The organism is Caballeronia sp. NK8 (assembly GCF_018408855.1).
Taxonomy (GTDB): domain Bacteria; phylum Pseudomonadota; class Gammaproteobacteria; order Burkholderiales; family Burkholderiaceae; genus Caballeronia.
Genome location: NZ_AP024325.1, coordinates 1,264,394 through 1,280,948, shown reverse-complemented (window position 1 = coordinate 1,280,948; position 16,555 = coordinate 1,264,394). Strand labels below are relative to the sequence as shown.

Annotated in this window: 17 protein-coding genes; 6 read left to right on the top strand and 11 right to left on the bottom strand. The window is 62.8% G+C overall.

What is annotated here, in order from left to right:
* Window positions 1-14 precede the first annotated feature (14 nt).
* From NK8_RS31140 to mdlC, 4 genes are all read right to left on the bottom strand, one after another.
* On the bottom strand, window positions 15-1,361 hold the full coding sequence (locus NK8_RS31140; RefSeq protein WP_213232037.1) for an aromatic acid/H+ symport family MFS transporter: 1,347 nt from the start codon (window positions 1,359-1,361) through the stop codon (window positions 15-17).
* A gap of 99 nt (window positions 1,362-1,460) precedes the next feature.
* Window positions 1,461-2,540 (bottom strand): enolase C-terminal domain-like protein, encoded by a 1,080-nt coding sequence (locus NK8_RS31135; RefSeq protein ID WP_213232036.1) that lies wholly within the window; start codon window positions 2,538-2,540, stop codon window positions 1,461-1,463.
* Window positions 2,541-2,552: 12 nt separating this feature from the next.
* Entirely contained in the window at window positions 2,553-3,725 is a 1,173-nt protein-coding gene (locus tag NK8_RS31130) for an alpha-hydroxy-acid oxidizing protein (RefSeq protein ID WP_213232035.1), read from the bottom strand.
* Window positions 3,722-5,302: a benzoylformate decarboxylase gene (gene mdlC, locus NK8_RS31125; RefSeq protein ID WP_213232033.1), complete on the bottom strand. Its 1,581-nt coding sequence runs from the start codon at window positions 5,300-5,302 to the stop codon at window positions 3,722-3,724. The genes NK8_RS31130 and mdlC overlap by 4 nt, the downstream gene beginning before the upstream one ends.
* A gap of 105 nt (window positions 5,303-5,407) precedes the next feature.
* Here mdlC and NK8_RS31120 point away from each other — a divergent pair, with 105 nt between their 5' ends.
* On the top strand, window positions 5,408-6,301 hold the full coding sequence (locus NK8_RS31120) for a LysR family transcriptional regulator (protein ID WP_213232031.1): 894 nt from the start codon (window positions 5,408-5,410) through the stop codon (window positions 6,299-6,301).
* Window positions 6,302-6,572: 271 nt separating this feature from the next.
* Window positions 6,573-7,919, top strand: coding sequence for an MFS transporter (locus NK8_RS31115; RefSeq protein WP_213232029.1), 1,347 nt, complete (start codon window positions 6,573-6,575; stop codon window positions 7,917-7,919).
* Between the two features lie 3 nt (window positions 7,920-7,922).
* Here the strand turns inward: NK8_RS31115 and NK8_RS31110 are convergent, their stop codons facing one another.
* Window positions 7,923-8,117 carry a hypothetical protein gene (locus tag NK8_RS31110; RefSeq protein ID WP_162070570.1) on the bottom strand — a complete coding sequence of 65 codons (195 nt, stop codon included), beginning with the start codon at window positions 8,115-8,117 and terminating at the stop codon, window positions 7,923-7,925.
* A 134-nt stretch (window positions 8,118-8,251) separates the two neighbouring features.
* Between NK8_RS31110 and NK8_RS31105 the strand changes: the two genes are divergently transcribed.
* Together NK8_RS31105 and NK8_RS31100 are read left to right on the top strand one after the other, a co-directional pair.
* Window positions 8,252-8,698 (top strand): universal stress protein, encoded by a 447-nt coding sequence (locus NK8_RS31105; RefSeq protein WP_213232027.1) that lies wholly within the window; start codon window positions 8,252-8,254, stop codon window positions 8,696-8,698.
* Window positions 8,699-8,801: 103 nt separating this feature from the next.
* Window positions 8,802-9,107 carry a DUF1488 domain-containing protein gene (locus NK8_RS31100; RefSeq protein ID WP_162070572.1) on the top strand — a complete coding sequence of 102 codons (306 nt, stop codon included), beginning with the start codon at window positions 8,802-8,804 and terminating at the stop codon, window positions 9,105-9,107.
* Window positions 9,108-9,110: 3 nt separating this feature from the next.
* Here NK8_RS31100 and NK8_RS31095 read toward each other — a convergent pair whose 3' ends face one another.
* Complete coding sequence (locus NK8_RS31095) at window positions 9,111-9,341, bottom strand: hypothetical protein (RefSeq protein WP_162070969.1); 231 nt, start codon at window positions 9,339-9,341, stop codon at window positions 9,111-9,113.
* A gap of 271 nt (window positions 9,342-9,612) precedes the next feature.
* Window positions 9,613-9,771 (bottom strand): hypothetical protein, encoded by a 159-nt coding sequence (locus NK8_RS31090; protein ID WP_213232025.1) that lies wholly within the window; start codon window positions 9,769-9,771, stop codon window positions 9,613-9,615.
* A 251-nt stretch (window positions 9,772-10,022) separates the two neighbouring features.
* Between NK8_RS31090 and NK8_RS31085 the strand changes: the two genes are divergently transcribed.
* Both NK8_RS31085 and NK8_RS31080 read left to right on the top strand, forming a co-directional pair.
* Window positions 10,023-11,795, top strand: coding sequence for a PQQ-binding-like beta-propeller repeat protein (locus tag NK8_RS31085; protein ID WP_213232023.1), 1,773 nt, complete (start codon window positions 10,023-10,025; stop codon window positions 11,793-11,795).
* Between the two features lie 67 nt (window positions 11,796-11,862).
* Window positions 11,863-12,435, top strand: coding sequence for a DUF1993 family protein (locus NK8_RS31080; protein ID WP_213232021.1), 573 nt, complete (start codon window positions 11,863-11,865; stop codon window positions 12,433-12,435).
* Between the two features lie 12 nt (window positions 12,436-12,447).
* Here the strand turns inward: NK8_RS31080 and NK8_RS31075 are convergent, their stop codons facing one another.
* The 4 genes from NK8_RS31075 to NK8_RS31060 all read right to left on the bottom strand — a co-directional run bounded on the left by NK8_RS31075 (window position 12,448) and on the right by NK8_RS31060 (window position 16,490).
* Window positions 12,448-13,779 (bottom strand): MFS transporter, encoded by a 1,332-nt coding sequence (locus NK8_RS31075; RefSeq protein ID WP_162070576.1) that lies wholly within the window; start codon window positions 13,777-13,779, stop codon window positions 12,448-12,450.
* A gap of 141 nt (window positions 13,780-13,920) precedes the next feature.
* The gene (locus NK8_RS31070; protein WP_162070577.1) at window positions 13,921-14,853 is read right to left on the bottom strand and encodes a 3-keto-5-aminohexanoate cleavage protein; all 933 of its coding nucleotides are present in this window, start codon (window positions 14,851-14,853) and stop codon (window positions 13,921-13,923) included.
* Between the two features lie 17 nt (window positions 14,854-14,870).
* Complete coding sequence (locus NK8_RS31065; protein ID WP_213232019.1) at window positions 14,871-15,662, bottom strand: SDR family oxidoreductase; 792 nt, start codon at window positions 15,660-15,662, stop codon at window positions 14,871-14,873.
* Between the two features lie 108 nt (window positions 15,663-15,770).
* Window positions 15,771-16,490, bottom strand: a complete 720-nt coding sequence (locus tag NK8_RS31060) for a GntR family transcriptional regulator (protein ID WP_162070579.1) — start codon at window positions 16,488-16,490, stop codon at window positions 15,771-15,773.
* Between the last annotated feature and the right edge of the window lie 65 nt (window positions 16,491-16,555).

Here is a 16,555-nt window from a genome sequence, read left to right as displayed (position 1 = left end):
GTTCGCAAGACATCTCATTCGACGTGAGGGGCAAGAGCTCGCACGTGGGGCTCCGCTCGCGCGCGGCGATTCGAAATCAGCAGCACCGCAATGGCCGCCACGACCCCGGGAACCGCGAAGACGAGAAAGTTGAATGTGATCGGGAACTGCTGGCTCAGCAGATACCCGCCGAGGGCCGGGCCCGCGACCGCGCCGAACCGTCCTGCGGCAGCGGCCCAGCCCACGCCCGTCGAACGGATGCTCGCCGGATAGAGTTGCGCCGCGAACGCATGGACGATGCACAGCGTTCCGATGGTCGTCGCGCCCGCCGCCATCAGAAGAAGATTCAGGACGAACGGCGATTGCCTGTACCCCAGCAGACCAATGGACACGGCGGCTATCGCGAAGTACAGAACCAGCGTCGGCTTGCCGCCGTGACGGTCCGCCATCCAGCCGCTGAACAGCCCGCCGACGACCGCGCCGACATTCAGGGTAATCAGGAACGTGAGGCTCGAACCCAGCGAATAGCCGTTCGCGGCCATCAGCTTGGGCAACCAGGTGTTCAGGCCGTACACCATCAGCATGCACATGCCGAACGCGATCCAGAGCAGGAAGGTGTCGAGCGCCCGGCCTTGCGCGAAGAGATCGAACGCGCGCATGCGCGGGTGCTGTTCCTTATCGCTAGTTATAGCGAGGCTTGAGGCATTGCCCTCGAAGTCCGGCGCGTAGCGTCGCAGAATGGGATCGGCCTGGGCGAAGCGCTTCTGCGCGATCAGAAAGCTCAGCGACTCCGGCAGCCACTTGAAGAAAACGGGAAAGAACAACAGCGGAATGCCGGCGATGAGAAAGTTGGCGCGCCATCCGAAGGCCGGTGTGATCGCCTTCCCGGAGAGCGCCGCGATCACGCCGCCGACCGAGAAGAAGCTGAGCATGATCGTCACCATGATATTGCGCTTGCTGCGCGGCGACATCTCCGTCATCAACGCGACGATATTCGGCACCATGCCGCCGAGACCGACGCCGGTCATGAAGCGGCACAGCGTGAATTCGGTCGTGTTGGTGCAGAAGGCATTCCCGAAAGCGGCCACGCCGAAGACCACGAGACACAGCAGAATGATGCGTCGACGGCCGAATCGGTCGGAGGAACTGCCGAGCGTCAGCGCGCCGACCATCATGCCGAACAGCGCGCTGCTGCCGATGAAACCCGCCGTGACAGGAGCAAGCTGCCAGTCGTGCATCAGTTGAGGCAGGATCGATCCGTAGATCACGAGATCGTAGCCATCGAAGAGCATCAGCATCGAGCACCAGAACATGACCATCAGATGTCGGGAGTTGAGGCGCGTGCCGTACAGCGCGTCGCCAGCGGCGGCGTTATGGTCCATCTTTGTCTCCGAATGAATGGATGCGCGAGCTCTGTGAGGCTCGTAGTTCGCATGCCGAAATATTGTGTTTGCGTAACCGCGAAGGCGCGATTTCCGTCTCTACACGAGGAAGCGGCTGATCGCGTCCTCGCGCCAGCGAATGCCGGCGCCCGGTTCATCGCCGATGTGAGCTCTGCCGTCCTTGAATCGAAGGAGCGGTTCGAGAATTGGGCCGGCAAGGTCCATGCGTTCGAGCCAGTGCGCGGTCGGGGTCACCGCCAGCAGATGCGCGCTGAATTCCTGAAAAATATGGCTGGACATGGGCAGACCGTGTTGTTCCGCGAGCGCGCTTGCTTTGAGCCAGCCCGTCACGCCTCCGATCTTCATCACGTCGGGCATGCAGAGATCGCAGGCATGACTGTCGATGGCCTTTTGCATGTCTTCCGGACCGAACCAGTTTTCGCCGATCTGCACCGGAACATTCAACGCTGCCCGAATCGACGCATGTCCGGCGTAGTCGTGCTGCGCGGTGGGTTCTTCGATCCACGCGACACCTTCCGCTTCGAGCGCGCGGCCCCGGCGCTTCCCTTCTGGAACGGACAGCGCCTGATTGAAGTCGACCATGAGCTGAACCGACTCGCCCGTCACTTGCCGGATTGCGCGCACAACTTGCAGGTCGCGCTCCAGCGTCTCATAGCCCACCTTTGTCTTGATGGCCCCGAAGCCGGCTTCGACGGCCTCTTGCGCGCGCTTCGTGCCGAGTTCGACGTCGTCCATGCCGTGGCTGTCGTAGGCGGGAATCGGGCGCGCCTTGCCGCCGAGCAGTTCGACGAGCGGCAACCGATGCGCCTTGGCGTGCGCGTCCCACGCGGCCATGTCGATACCGGCGGTCGCGATACGCACGAGGCCCGTATGGCCGAGCAGGCAGAATCGCGCGTTCATCGCGCGGTCGATCTCGAAAGGCGCAAGCGGCAAGCCCTTCACGGCGACTTCCAGTTCTTCGACCAGACGCTGAACCGGCTTCAGCGCAATCGGCGAATACGTGAAAACGTAGGCATGACCCGTCACGTTCGCGTCGGTCAGCAGGTCGATCAAGACGAGCGGCGACGTGGCGATCGTGCCGGATGCCGTTTTGAGCGGGTACGGCAGAGGCACGTTGACCGCCCGCGCGCGCAGTCCGGTAATCCTGATTTGGTCCATGATCGTCTCCTTTTATATCGATTCGGGCATTGTGCTTGTGTCGACAACTTCTTTCCGATCCACGCCGTCCCAGATGAACTCGCGGCCGAGCTGCTGCACGGATGGACAGCCGATCTGGGCGAGCGTCGTGTCGATTTCACTCTTGAGCAGGTCGAGCACGGCATCGACGCCTGCTTCGCCATCGGCGGCGAGGCCGTAGAGCGTCGCGCGGCCGAGCAGCACCGCGCGCGCGCCCAGCGCGATGGCCTTGACGACGTCCGAGCCACGGCGGATGCCGCTATCGATGAACACGGGAGCGTCGATGCTACGCGCAGTATCGTTCAGGATCTCGAGCGGTGCGATGGCGCTGTCCAGTTGCCGGCCGCCGTGATTGGAGAGAATCACCCCATCCGCGCCGAGCGCGATGCAGCGTCGCGCGTCTTCGACCCGGCTGATGCCTTTGATGAAGAGCGCATGAGGCCACAGATCGCGCAGCCATTTCAGATCGTCCCATGCGAAGCTGGCGTCCATTTGCCGGCTCATCAAGGCAGCCTGCAACTCGGTGTCCTGCACGTCCTGACTCGCGAAGTTCGCGAGTTGCGGCATGCCTTCCCGAACGAGATCGAAGGACCAGCGCGGATGCAGCAAGCCATCGAGAATCGTCTTCGCGGTATAGCGCATCGGCAGGCCGAAGCCGTTTCTCAGGTCTCGCTCCCGTTTGCCGTTGACGCCCACATCGGTGGTCAGGATCAGCGTGGTGTAGCCGGCGTTCAACGCGCGCCTGACCAGCAATTCCGCCAGCTTGCGATGCACCACATAAAGCTGGAACCATAGTTCGCCGGTCGCGGCTTTCGCCACGTCCTCGATCGATGAAGTCGATGCCGTGGACAAGGCAAACGGAATACCGAAATTGCCGGCTGCGCGCGCGAGCGCCAGATCGCCTTTTGGCCAGAAGATCCCGTTCAGGCCCGTCGGTCCGATGACGAGGGGCGCGGACATCGGCTTGCCGAGAACAGTCGTTTGCGTGCTGCGTGCGCTCACGTCGACGAGCCTGCGCGGCTGAAACCTGACGCGCCTGAACACATCCTGATTGTGACGAAGACCGATTTCATCTTCCGCGCCGCCTTCGAGATAATCGAACACGATGCGCGGAAGCCGGGCCTTGGCACGATCGCGAAAGTCCGCGACATTCACGAGCTTTTTCATGACACGCGCGTCTCGACTTCGATCAGCACGGGCTTATTGCCGGCAAGCGCCTGACGTAGCGCCGCCGTCAGCGATGCGCCCGAATCCGCGTGCAACGCCTCGACGCCATAGCCACGCGCAAGCGCGCAGAAGTCCAGGCCGGGAACGTCGAGACCGGGCACGTTGTCCGCGTGCAGCACGCCTGCGAACCAGCGCAGCGCACCATACGTGCCGTTCTTCATGATGATGAAGATGGCAGGAATGTCGTACCGGGCCGCCGTCCACAGAGCCTGAATGCCATAGTTCGCGGAGCCGTCGCCGATCACGCCGATGACGCGACGTTCGGGCTTCGCCAGTTGAATGCCGACCGCTGCAGGCAGCGCGAAGCCGAGTCCGCCCGCTGCGGCGAAGTAGTAGCTTCCCGGTTCTGTCATGCGCAGGCGTTGCCACATCAGGTTCGTCGTCGATGTCGACTCGTTCACATAGATCGCGTTGCGCGGCGCCATTTCATCGAGAATGTCGAACACGCGTTCCGGCGCGAGCCGTCCGGCTTCCTCGGGCGCGGGTTCTGGCCGGCGCAGCGCGACTGGCATCGGACGATGCGTTCTGGAGATGGCGCCGTTCAAGGCGTCGAGCGTCGACGCGATGTCCGCGACGATCGCATCGCCCATGGGCGCGCGCGTGGCTTCGTTGATATCGCAGGTAATGGCGATCAGGCGCGCGCCCGGTGGCAGAAATTCGCCGGGTTCGTACTGGTGATATCTGAACACCGGCGCGCCGACGACCAGCACGAGATCGTGGCCTTCCAGCAATCCGCTGATGCTCGCGATGCCCGCGGGCAACAGGCCGCGGAAGCAGGCATGCGCCGTCGGAAACGAACAGCGCGGCGCCGACGGCGCCATCCACACCGGCATCGCGAGCTTTTCGGCAATCGACACGGCAAGGGTGTTGGCCTCGCTCGCATCGACGTCCGGTCCGAGCACCATCACAGGATTCTTCGCCTGTTCGAGCGTGCCAGCGAGCGCGTCGATCGTCGCGGCGGAAGGAAGTCCCGCCACGTCGACACGCCGGCTCGCGAGATGGTCGACGCCCGCAGCGGCCTCCTGTTTCCAGTCATCGTAGGGAACGGAGAGATACACCGGTCCTTTCGCGCCAGAACCGGCGGTATGAATGGCTCGACTGAGCGCGAGCGGAACCTCCTGCGCGCATGACGGTTCGCAACTCCACTTCACGAGCGGGCGTGGCAGCGTGGCGGCATCCACGTTGGCGAGCAGCGCCTCGACCCCGACCATCGCGCGAACCTGCTGTCCCGCCGTGATGACGAGCGGCGAGTGCGAATTCCATGCATTCGCGAGCGCGCCCATCGCGTTGCCGGTGCCTGCCGCCGAATGCAGATTCACGAGCGTGGGGCGGCCGGTCGCCTGAGCGTAGCCGTCGGCCATTCCGACAACCGCGCCTTCGTGCAAGCCGAGGATGTAGCGGAAATCGTCAGGGAAGTCTTTTAAAAAGGGCAACTCGTTCGAGCCGGGATTGCCGAAGAAAGTCGTCAGTCCCTGGTTGCGGAGAATGTCGTAACAAGCTTGATGGATCGTCTTCATGGCCGTGGTTCCTTTGCGTGCTTGCATCCTATGAGCGCGAAGGAAATAAGGCCAATCATCGTTTTTTCGTTCTTATAATAGATGCCGTCTATATGCGTGGTTACCATGAGCACGGACCTCAATCTGATACGAACATTCGTCGCGATCTATGAAACGCGCAGCGTCAGCGCGGCGGCGAAGCGTCTGAGCATCACGCAGCCATCGGTGAGCTATTCGTTGACGCGACTGAGAGACCTGCTGCACGATCCGCTGTTCACGCGCACGCGCGACGGCATGGTGCCGACCTTCAACGCCACGCAACTCTTCAACTCATTCAAGGGCGCGCTGGAAAGCATCGAGGCGGCCATTGCCGCCACCCGCAAATTCGACCCGACGCAATCGGAGCGCTCGTTCAGACTCGCGCTCTCCGATCTCGGCGAGCTGTCGTTTCTGCCTCTTCTGGTGCGCGAGTTTCAGACGGTTGCGCCCTCGGTCGGGCTGGAGGTCGTGCAGATCGACAGCGGCTTGATCGCGGAGTGGTTGCAGACCGGCTATGTTGATGCCGCAGTGGGCAATCTGCAATTCGTCGGCGGTCAGGTGAGAAAGTCGACGCTGTTCAGCGAAAGTTATTCGTGTCTTCTCAGCGCGTCGCATCCTGTCATCGGAGAGAGTTTGAGTCTCGAAGATTATGTGGGCGCGAATCATGTGGTCGTCGCGCCTTTCACAGGACATCATCTCGTCGAAGACGTGATGAGCGAAATGGGTTTGAGCCGGAAAATCGTTTTGCGCGTACCGCACTTCACGAGTCTCTTTTCCGCGGTCGCCTCCACCGATCTCCTGCTCACGCTGCCCACGCGTATCGCGCGGGCGTTCGCGGGCGAAGGCCGGCTGCGGGTATTGCCGCTTCCGTTCCCGACACCCACGTTCGAAGTCAATCTGTACTGGTATCCGCACGCGGAAGATTCCGCCGCGCAGCAGTGGCTCTGCGACACGGTCAAGCGGACACTGAGCCAGGTTTGACCCGCGGCGCGGCGACGTCTGCCGCCTTTCATTCCCGCAAGGTATAGCCAGCCACCAATTCGGTATTGGACGCTGGATAACCGGGTCGCCTATTCTGGGCCGACTCACAGAAAAAGCCGTCACCGCAGTCCGTCAACGCAGTCGTACATCCCGATCCCGCCCGTGCTGGCTTTCGCATGCAGCGATGGAAACGCGCGCGTGTGCCGCGCGCGGCGCATCAATCGAAAAAGAAAATCGCGGAATTAAAGCAGTTCTTAATCAAGGAGACATCATGCGTCAAATCGACGTTCAAAAGTTATGCGACGAAGCCAGGTTCGGGAAGTTTCATGTGCTGCTTCTTTTCTGGTGCGCGCTGATCATTATTTTCGACGGATACGATCTCGCCGTTGTCGGCATCGCGCTGCCATCGATCATGAAGGACATGGGCGTGCAGGCGACGAGCGCCGGATTCATGGTGAGTTCGGCCTTGCTCGGCATGATGATCGGCGCGGTGTTTCTTGGAACGATCGCCGACAGAATCGGCCGCGTGCCGGCCATCGTGATCTGTCTTCTGCTTTTCAGCGTATTCACCGCCGCGGCGGGTCTGACACACGATCCGGTGATGTTCGGCATTGCGCGCTTTCTGGCGGGACTGGGAATCGGCGGAGTGATGCCTAACGTCGTGGCGCAGATGACCGAGTATTCGCCGCGCAAGATTCGCAGCACGATGGTCACGGTGATGTTCAGTGGATACTCTGTCGGCGGCATGCTTGCGGCGCTCGTCGGCAAGGCGATGATCGAGCGTTATGGCTGGCAATCCGTGTTCATCGCGGCGGGCGTGCCCGCGCTGCTCGCGCCCGTGATCCTGAAGTACATGCCCGAGTCGCTCGCGTTTCTGGTTCGAAACAAGCGCGCGGAAAGCCTGAAGGAGATTCTTCCTCGCATCGATCCGTCGTACGTCCCGCAACAAGCCGATGGCTTTTCACTGTCCGACCGTGAAGCCGCGCCCGGCTCGACCATCACGCGGCTGTTCGCGGACGGCCGCGGTTTGAGCACGGTCATGTTGTGGATCGCGTTCTTCATGTGCCTGTTCATGGTCTACGCGCTGAGCTCGTGGCTGACGAAACTCATGGCGAACGCCGGACACAGCCTCGGCTCCGCGCTCACGTTCGTGCTCGTGCTGAACTTCGGTGCGATGATCGGCGCGATCGGCGGCGGATGGCTCGCCGACCGTTTCAACATCAAGCACGTGCTGATTGCGATGTACGCGCTCGCGGCCATCTCCATCAGCCTGCTGGGCGTGAAGGTGCCGGTTGGCGTGCTGTTCTTCCTGGTCGGGCTGGCGGGCGCATCGACGATCGGTACGCAGATCGTCACCTACGCTTTTGCCGGACAGTTCTATCCGACGGCGATTCGATCGACGGGCATCGGCTGGGCATCGGGGATCGGGCGCAGCGGCGCGATTCTCGCACCCATCGTGATCGGCTTGCTCGTGAGCAGGGCGTTGCCGCTTCAGCAGAACTTCATCGCCATCGCCATTCCCGGCGTCATCGCGATGCTGGCGGTCTGCCTGATCAACGTGCGTCGTCCTCGACAGGATGCAATCGCCGTCGTGCGTGCGGAAGCCGATCCGGCGTAACGCTCATTCCTTCGCCGGTTTCGGTTGCCGTGGTTTCCGTGGCTCGGAAGGGGCGCCGCGCTGTGTCGGCGCTCGCGTGCATGCATCGGGCGGCGTGACATACGGCACGTCGTCGCAGCAGCATGCATAGACAGGAAAGCCGTACGCGTTCGTGCGGATGATGGTCGTCGGCCCGTGCAGCGGGCACACCGCTTTCATGTTGGCTCCTGAAAACCTAGACTGTTTCCATCGTACACGCCGCGTAGTCCAACGGGACACTCCGGCACGTCTTGGGCCGATACCCCCGATCCTCGACTGCGCGTCTCTACAACCCCTGAAGAGGCGACGAGATCATGTACCGCAATATCATGGTGGCGCTCGATGGCAGTGAATGCGCTCAGCGCGCGCTGGACGAGGCGATTCGCATTGGCGCGCGCGCCAGTGTGCGCGTCGTGCTCGTGATCGACAGCGCGGCGCTTTCATCGTATCCGGCGCAGTATCGCGTGACGGTTCGCGAGGAAGGCGGGCAAGCGCTGGAGATCGCGTATGCGCGTCTCGTCGATGCGGGCATCGAATGTGAAACGGAAATGGTCGAAACCCGCAACGTGACCGACACGATCGCGAAATGTCTGCAACGCCGCGCGGTCGCCATGGCCGCCGATCTCGTGGTGATGGGCACGCACGGCCGCACCGGACTGCAACGGCTCGCGCTCGGCAGCGTCGCGGAAGCGTTCGTGCGGCGCGCTACGTGTCCGGTGTTGCTCACGCGCGCTTCACCCGCGCCGACACCGCCTTCGTGAAGCGCCTTGATCTGTGTCAATACGCGCCGCAGATTGATGGCTGAGACTGAATGGATATGTGCTGCACGTCGGAATATCGCGCAACGCTCCACGAGGTAACGGCATGATCATCACGTTTCCGAGTCAGACGCCTGTCTATCAGGGCGATGTCCCTTCGCTCACGTTCGCCGCCGTCGCCGATGGCGAGCACGTGGAATGCACCATTTCGGCCGAGGCGCTGGAAGACCACTTCGGCGCGGCGTCCTGGCGCGAGGAGGATTTGCAGCAGGCCTTCGAGAGCCATCGCTCGTCGATCGAAGGCGCCGCCGAACATGTGCTGAGCCGCGTCGGCGGGACCTCGGTCATGCTGCGCAGCGGATTCTTCCGGTTTCGCGAGGCGCGCGCTCAGACTTCTTCGAGCCGCACCTGAGCGTCATTGCGGAGTCAGGCGAAAAGGCGGCAAGGGCAGATCGTCACCGTCGAGGAAGGCGGTCGCGCATCGAACCGCGAATCCGAGCGCGCCGTCCTTGCTGGCGAACGCGCCGAGATTGCCGAGCGAGGTTGCATGCCCGTCCTCTTCGAGAATCGAAGCCCTCGCGACGAATGCATTGCCCACTTGCGTGACGGACGGCTGAAAAGCCGCTCCCCGATGATAGACGATCATGGGTTTGGCCTCGTTTGAATCCACGAACATCGCCGCATACCTGTCCTGATCCAGAATGGCGGTCGCGCTTGTCACATGTCTTTCATAGACGACGTCATTGGCTTGGGTCATCGTTCTCTCAGGTTCTGATGTTTTCGTTGCAGGCACCGAAAGCAGTGCCTACATTCCGTAAGCATCAAGCCTAACCGTTCAATTTTTGTCGTCTTACCCGATTTAAGCTTTTTTACGTTTTCCCGGTGTGCGCTTAAGTCAGACGAACTTCTTTCCGGGTTCAAAATGCATCGTTGCGCCAGGCGCTGACGAGCCGGGATACCGAACGTGTCGCGAGAACGAGCAAGGTGCCCGAAAGCCCGAAGTCGGACCGGCTCAATAATTCGGCCAGATAAAGCGTCGTCAGCGCGACGGTCGGATGGTAGATCAGGCGTTTCATCGGTCTCACCTTGCAGGCTGTCCTGTGCTGTAATGTGCCTGTCAGGGTGCGTGGCAGTCCTTCCCGCGCGTCGGCGTGAACTGCCCGAGCGTCCGCTTTTTAAATTTCAATCCTCATACCTATACACAGCGTCATCCGATCATTCCGCCAAAGCCTAGCCACCGCCCGACGATTTTTTCCCTAATTAAGCCGTCGCAGATAATAATCGCCAAGGCACTCGGCACGGCCCCTCCAAAAACGGAGAAGCGCAGATGAAAGGGCACTTATCGGTTGGCGTGATCGCAGTCGCTTTTGCAGTCGCCGTCGCGGCGGTCATCGGTGGCTGCAGCGGCGGTAGTTCGAATTCCGATACCACCTCGACGAGCGGCGGCGCCGCTGCTGCATCGAGTCCTTCGGCGGCATCGAGTCCTGCGTCGGCGGCATCGGGCCCGTCGGCGGCATCGTCGGGCGGCGCTGCGAGCGCGCCTTCCAACGCAAGCTCGCCCACGACCAGCACGCCGTCCGCATCGACGCCGGTGGACGTCACCACGTATCACAACGACATCCTCCGCACCGCGCAGCAACTCAACGAAACGAAGCTCACGCCCGCCAACGTCAAGGCGTCGACGTTCGGCAAGCTCGGTTTCTATACCGTCGATGGCGCCGTCGATGCACAGCCGCTCTATCTCGGCAGCGTGCCGATAGCGGGCGGCACGCATAACGTGCTGTATGTCGTGACCGAGAACGCGAGCGTCTATGCGTTCGACGCCGACACGGGCACCGTGCTCTGGCGCGTCTCCACCTTGCTCGCGGGCGAAGTGCCCAGCGACGATCACGGCTGCAACCAGACTACGCCGACCATCGGCATCACGGCGACGCCCGTCATCGACCGCACGCGCGGGCCGAATGGCGCGATGTATGTCGTCGGCATGTCGAGAGACAGCGGCGGCGCGTATCACCAGCGCGTTCACGCGATCGACATCGCGACCGGCGCCGAACTCTTCGGCGGCCCGACGGAAATCACCGCGTCGTATCCCGGCACCGGCTCGGGCAGCGTGAACGGCGTCGTGCCTTTCACGCCGGGTCAGTACATCGAGCGCGCTTCGCTGCTATTGCTCAACGGCGTTGTCTATACGGCGTGGAGCTCGCATTGCGACGTGTTGCCTTACACCGGCTGGGTCATCGGCTACAGCGCCGATACGCTCAAGCAGACCGGCGTCGTCAACGTCACGCCGAACGGCGAGATGGGCGGCATCTGGATGAGCGGCGCGGGTCTTGCATCGGATGGCACGTCGATCTATTTCCTCGATGGCAACGGCACGTTCGACCCGACCACCAACGCGCAGGAAATGCCCAACAAGGGCGACTTCGGCAACGGCTTCCTTAAGGTCACGCCGACGCCCACGCTCCAGGTGACCGACTACTTCGAGCCATCGGACACCGTGCAGCAATCGAGCGCCGACCTCGATCTCGGCTCCGGCGGCGTGCTGGTGCTGCCCGATCTCACCGATATCAACGGCAACGTCCGGCATCTCGCGATAGGCGGCGGCAAGACGCGCGCGCTCTACATCGTGAATCGCGACTCGATGGGCAAGTTCGATTCGAACGGCGATCACATTTATCAGGAGTTGTTCTCGACGATCACCGGACCGATGTTCAGCGCGCCCGCGTTCTACAACAACACGATCTACGTCGGCCCGGCGGGCGATCACCTGAAGGCGCTGCCGGTCGTGAACGCGGTGGTGGCGACCACGGCGTCGAGTCAGAGCCAGAGTCCGGCGGGCAACTGGAGCTTTCCGGGCTTCGCGCCCGTTATCTCCGCGAGCGGCAACACGAACGGCATCGTATGGGGCGTGGAGAACGTGACGCCCGCCGTGCTGCACGCGTATGACGCGAGCAATCTCGCGATCGAGCTGTACAGCAGCAATTCGGCGGGATCGCGCGATCAGTTCGGACCGGGCAACAAGTTCATCTCGCCGACGATCGCCAATGGCAAGGTCTTCGTGGGCACGAAGACGGGCGTCGCCGTGTTCGGCCTGCTATGAAGCGTTGCGCGCGCGAAAGGTCTGCATCGGGATAAGATCGCAGACTTTCGACCCGTGGAGCGCTTTCATGCAACTGACCCGTCTTCTCGTTCCGACCTTCGTGCAGACGCTGAAGAGTCTTTCGACATGGCTCGACAAGGCCGCCGCGCATCAGAAGGAGCAGGGCGCGCAGCCCGACGCGCTCATGACGCTGCGCCTCGCGGCGGACATGTATCCGCTCGCCGCGCAGGTGCGCTTCGTGTGCTTTCAGGCGCAGGAGCCGGTGTATCGATTGCGCGGGGAAGACGTGCCGCAGACCTTGCGGAACGTGCGTGAAGAAGGATGGAAGTCGAACGAGCAGCCCGGCTCGTTCGACGATGCCCGGGCGCGTATCGCGGAAGCGATCGCGTTTCTCTCCAGCCTCGCGCCCGACGCGCTCGATGCCGGAAGCGAATTGAAGATCGCGCTCGATCTGCCGAACGGCATCATCTTCGACATGACCGGGGAACAGTATGCACGCGACTGGGCGTTGCCGCAGTTCTACTTCCACGCCGTGACCGCGTACGCGATTGTGCGCAATCACGGCGTGCCGCTCGGCAAGCCGGATTACATATCGCACATGTTCGCGTATATCCGGCCCGGCACGTTGCCGCAAAGTTGAAGCGTCAGGGCATCACGCGTTCGACATCACGCGGCGCTTGTCGTCGGCTCGTTGCTCGTTGCCGTGACGCAGACGCGTGCTGCACACCGCCGCGAACAGCAGCGCGATCGCGAGGCACACGAGCCCGTTCATCGCGCGGCCGGTGGTCTGCTCGATGATGCCCATGACCGTCGGTCCGACGAAGCCGCCCAGCAGGCCGCACGAGTTCACGAGTCCGAGACCGCCCGCGAGCGCGCCGCCCGACAGCCGCGACGACGGGAACGTGAAGATGATCGACTGCACGACGAAGAACATCGACGCCGATAGGCACACGCCCAGCAGGCCGATCGCGGGCGTCGACCATGCGGCGATCAGCATGCCCGTCGCCATGATCACGAGTCCGCCGACGAGAATGCGGCGGCTCTTCGACGAATCGCTCGCGAAACGCGGCAGCGTGCCGGCGCCGATCGCGGCGGCGACCCACGGCGTCGCGGTGAGCAGGCCGATCATGAGCGGCGAGAACTTCCCCGACGCGCCGATGATGCCCGGCAGGAAGAAGATCACCGTGTAGATCGTCAGTTGATGGCAGAAGTAGACGAGAATCGCGAGCCACACCTGACGGTCGCCGAGCACGCTGCGGAACGCGCCCGCGCCATGACCGCCGCTGCCTTGCGCATCGTGTTCGGCGGCGAGGCGTCGTTCGAGCGCGACGGCTTCATCGCGTGAAAGCCACGACGCGCTCGTCGGCCGGTCGGGCAGCATCTTCCACACGACGAACGCGAGCAGAATCGCTGGCACGCCTTCGATCACGAACAGCCATTGCCAGCCGTGAAAGCCGAGCCAGCCGTCGAGTTCGAGCAGCGCACCGCCGAGCGGCCCGCCGACGATGTTCGCGACGCACACGCCAAGCAGGAAGTAGCCGGTTGCGCGAGCGCGTTCCTCACGGCCGAACCAGTACGTGAGATAGAGCATTACGCCGGGGAACAGGCCCGCTTCGGCGGCGCCGAGCAGAAGGCGCATCACATAGAAGGACGTTTCGCCGGTGACGAAGGCCATCGCGACTGAAAGCGCGCCCCACGTCACCATGATGCGCGTGATCCAGAAACGCGCGCCGACCTTGTGCATGATCAGGTTGCTGGGAATCTCGAAGGCCGCGTAGGTCAGGAAGAAGAGACCGGCGCCGAGACCGTACGCGGCGGCGGAAATGCCGAGATCGATGCTCATCGAATGCTTCGCGAGCGCAATGTTCGTGCGATCGAGAAAGCTGATCACGTAGACGATCACCAGCAAGGGCATCAGCTTGCGCAGCATTAGGCTGTTGAGCGACGCGTGCGGCGCGGCGCTCGTCGTGTTGGGCTTGGACATGATGTCTCCCGGAATCAGAAAGGATGCGCGATGCGCGCAGGCAATGCGGTGTCGGGAAGGCGTTTCAAGAAGTGTCTCCGTAAGCGTTGTAGTTTTAATCGCGTGAGCACGCGCCGACTGTGCGGCGCGTGCGTCGGGTAATCAGAAGTTCACGTTGTCGCCGCCCTTGAGCGACAGCATCTGGCGCGCTTCGGCGGGCGTCGCGACTTCGAGCGACAGACCTTCGATCACCTGGCGGATCTTGCGCACCTGCGCCGCGCTCGATTCGGCGAGCTGACCCGGGCCGATCCACAGCGAATCTTCGAGACCCACGCGCACGTTCGATCCCTGCGCGACGCCGATCGAGCCGAGCGGAATCTGATTGCGTCCCGCGCCGAGGATCGACCACACGTAGTCGTTGCCGAACAGGCGATCCGCGGTGCGCTTCATATGCGCGAGATCCTCGGGATGGCCGCCGATGCCGCCCAGCAGGCCGAACACGCTCTGCACGAAGAACGGGCCCTTGACGAGCCCGCGATCGACGAAATGCGCGAGGTTATACAGATGCGAGATGTCGTAGCATTCGAACTCGAAGCGCGTGCCGTTGGCCGAACACGACGTCAGGATGTATTCGATGTCCGCGAAGGTGTTCTTGAACACGAGATCGCGGCTCTTCTCCAGATGCTGACGCTCCCAGTCGTGCTTCAGATCCTTGAAGCGATCGAGCATCGGATACAGGCCGAAGTTCATCGAGCCCATGTTCAGCGACGCCACTTCCGGCTGAAAGTGATGAGCGGGCTTCAGGCGTTCGGCCACCGTCATGTGCGGGCTGCCGCCCGTCGTCAGGTTGATGACGGCGTCCGTTTGCGACTTGAGGCGCGGCAGGAAGCGCTCGAATACAGCGGGGTCCTGCGTCGGGCGTCCGTCTTCGGGATCGCGCGCATGCAGATGCAGGATCGCCGCGCCTTCCCTGGCGGCCGCGAGCGCAGCCTCGGCGATCTGGTCGGGCGTGACCGGCAGATGCGGCGACATCGACGGTGTATGGATCGCGCCCGTCGGCGCACATGTGATGATGACCTTGCGTTTCGTTGCCATATGTTCCTCGATGTTCTTCAGAGCGTTTCGACGTTGCCGCAGACGGAGAGCGCCTGGCCAGAAATCGCGCTGCCGGCGGGCGAGCTGAGATACAGCACGCTTGCTGCGACTTCCTCTTGCGTCACCATGCGGCGCAGCGAAATCTTCGCGAGATACTGCTTTTCCATTTCTTCGTAGCCGACGCCGAGCTGCTTCGCGCGCGCGGCGATCACGCCTTCCATGCGCGGTCCCTTGACGATGCCCGGCTGCACCGCATTCACGCGGATGTTGTCGGGGCCGAGCTCGATCGCGAGACTCTTCGCGAGCCCGACGACGGCCCACTTCGTCGCGGAATAGGGCGTGCGAAAACCGTAGCCGAGACGTCCCGCCACCGACGACATGAACACGATCACGCCGCCATCGGGGGCGTCGCGCAGCAGAGGCACGGCCTCGCGCGAGAAGTAGTACTGGCTGTTCAGATTGACGTCGATGGTCTTTTCCCAGTCGTCGGAATCGATCGCGTCGATACCGCCCGTCGGACCCGCGATGCCCGCGTTGTTGATCAGCACATCGAGACCGCCGAGTTCGCGCCGGACGTCTTCGAACACGCGCTTCACGTCGTCCTTGTTCGCGACGTCGGCGCGCGTGCCGGTGATCGCCGGCGAAACCGTCGATACCGCGTCGATGGCTTTCGGATCGATATCGCAGACATGCACGCGTGCGCCCGTCGACACAAACGCTTTCGCGATGGCAAGGCCGATGCCCGATGCGCCGCCCGTGACCAGCACGCGCAGGCCGGCGCGCGGCGTGAGCAGTTTCATGAAATCCATCGTCTGACTCCTTGTGGTTATGTTTTGCGGGGACGTGCGTCGTCCTCGCTCAAGCGATTAGGCATGCTGATAATCGTGTGCAAGGCACGGGTGATGCGCTTTTACGCTTCAGCCTTGCGCGTGCCGCCGCGAGCGGCTTTCCTGCGAGCGCAGACGCGCTTCGAGATCGCGCGCGGCGTCGCGGATGTCCTTTGCGATGCCGCGCGCGACCGCCGCGCCATCGCGCTTCCACAGCGCCTCGATGATCTGGCGATGCGCGTCCATCGACACGCGCATGTGCTCCACGTCGGGCGCGACCATGTTCAGGAACGGACCGATACGCATCCACATGTTCTGGATCGTCGCGAGCGTCATGTCGCTTGCGCCGTGCCGGTAAATGCTCGTGTGGAAAGCGAAGTTGCAGCGCAGATAGGCGCGCGCATCGTCGGCTTCGACGTGCGCGTCCATTTCGTCGAAGATGCGCTGCACGGCGGCGACGTCGTCGTTCGTCATGCGCGCCGCCGCGCGTTCCGCGACGCAGCCTTCCAGTGCGACGCGCACGTCGCGCAGTTCTTCGAGCAGATCAGGCGTCATCGGCGGCACCATGAGGCCGCGCGACGGACCGTCGACGAGCGCGCCTTCTGCGCGCAGGCGTGTGAGCGCGGCGCGCACGGGCATCGTCGACAGGCCGACCGCTTCGGCGACGCCGCGCAGGCTCAGCGGCTGACCAGCGGCGAAACTGCCGCTCATGATCGCTTCGCGGAGTTGCTGATAGACCTTCGTGGCCATCGTCTCCGTGGCGATGACTTCGAGTTGCGGAATGGGTTGCGATGCGGAGCGGGGTGCCACGAATGTCTTCCTTGCTGATCTTTGATCTGTGATCACAGTTTGATTTCGATGGCGATGTTAGTCAA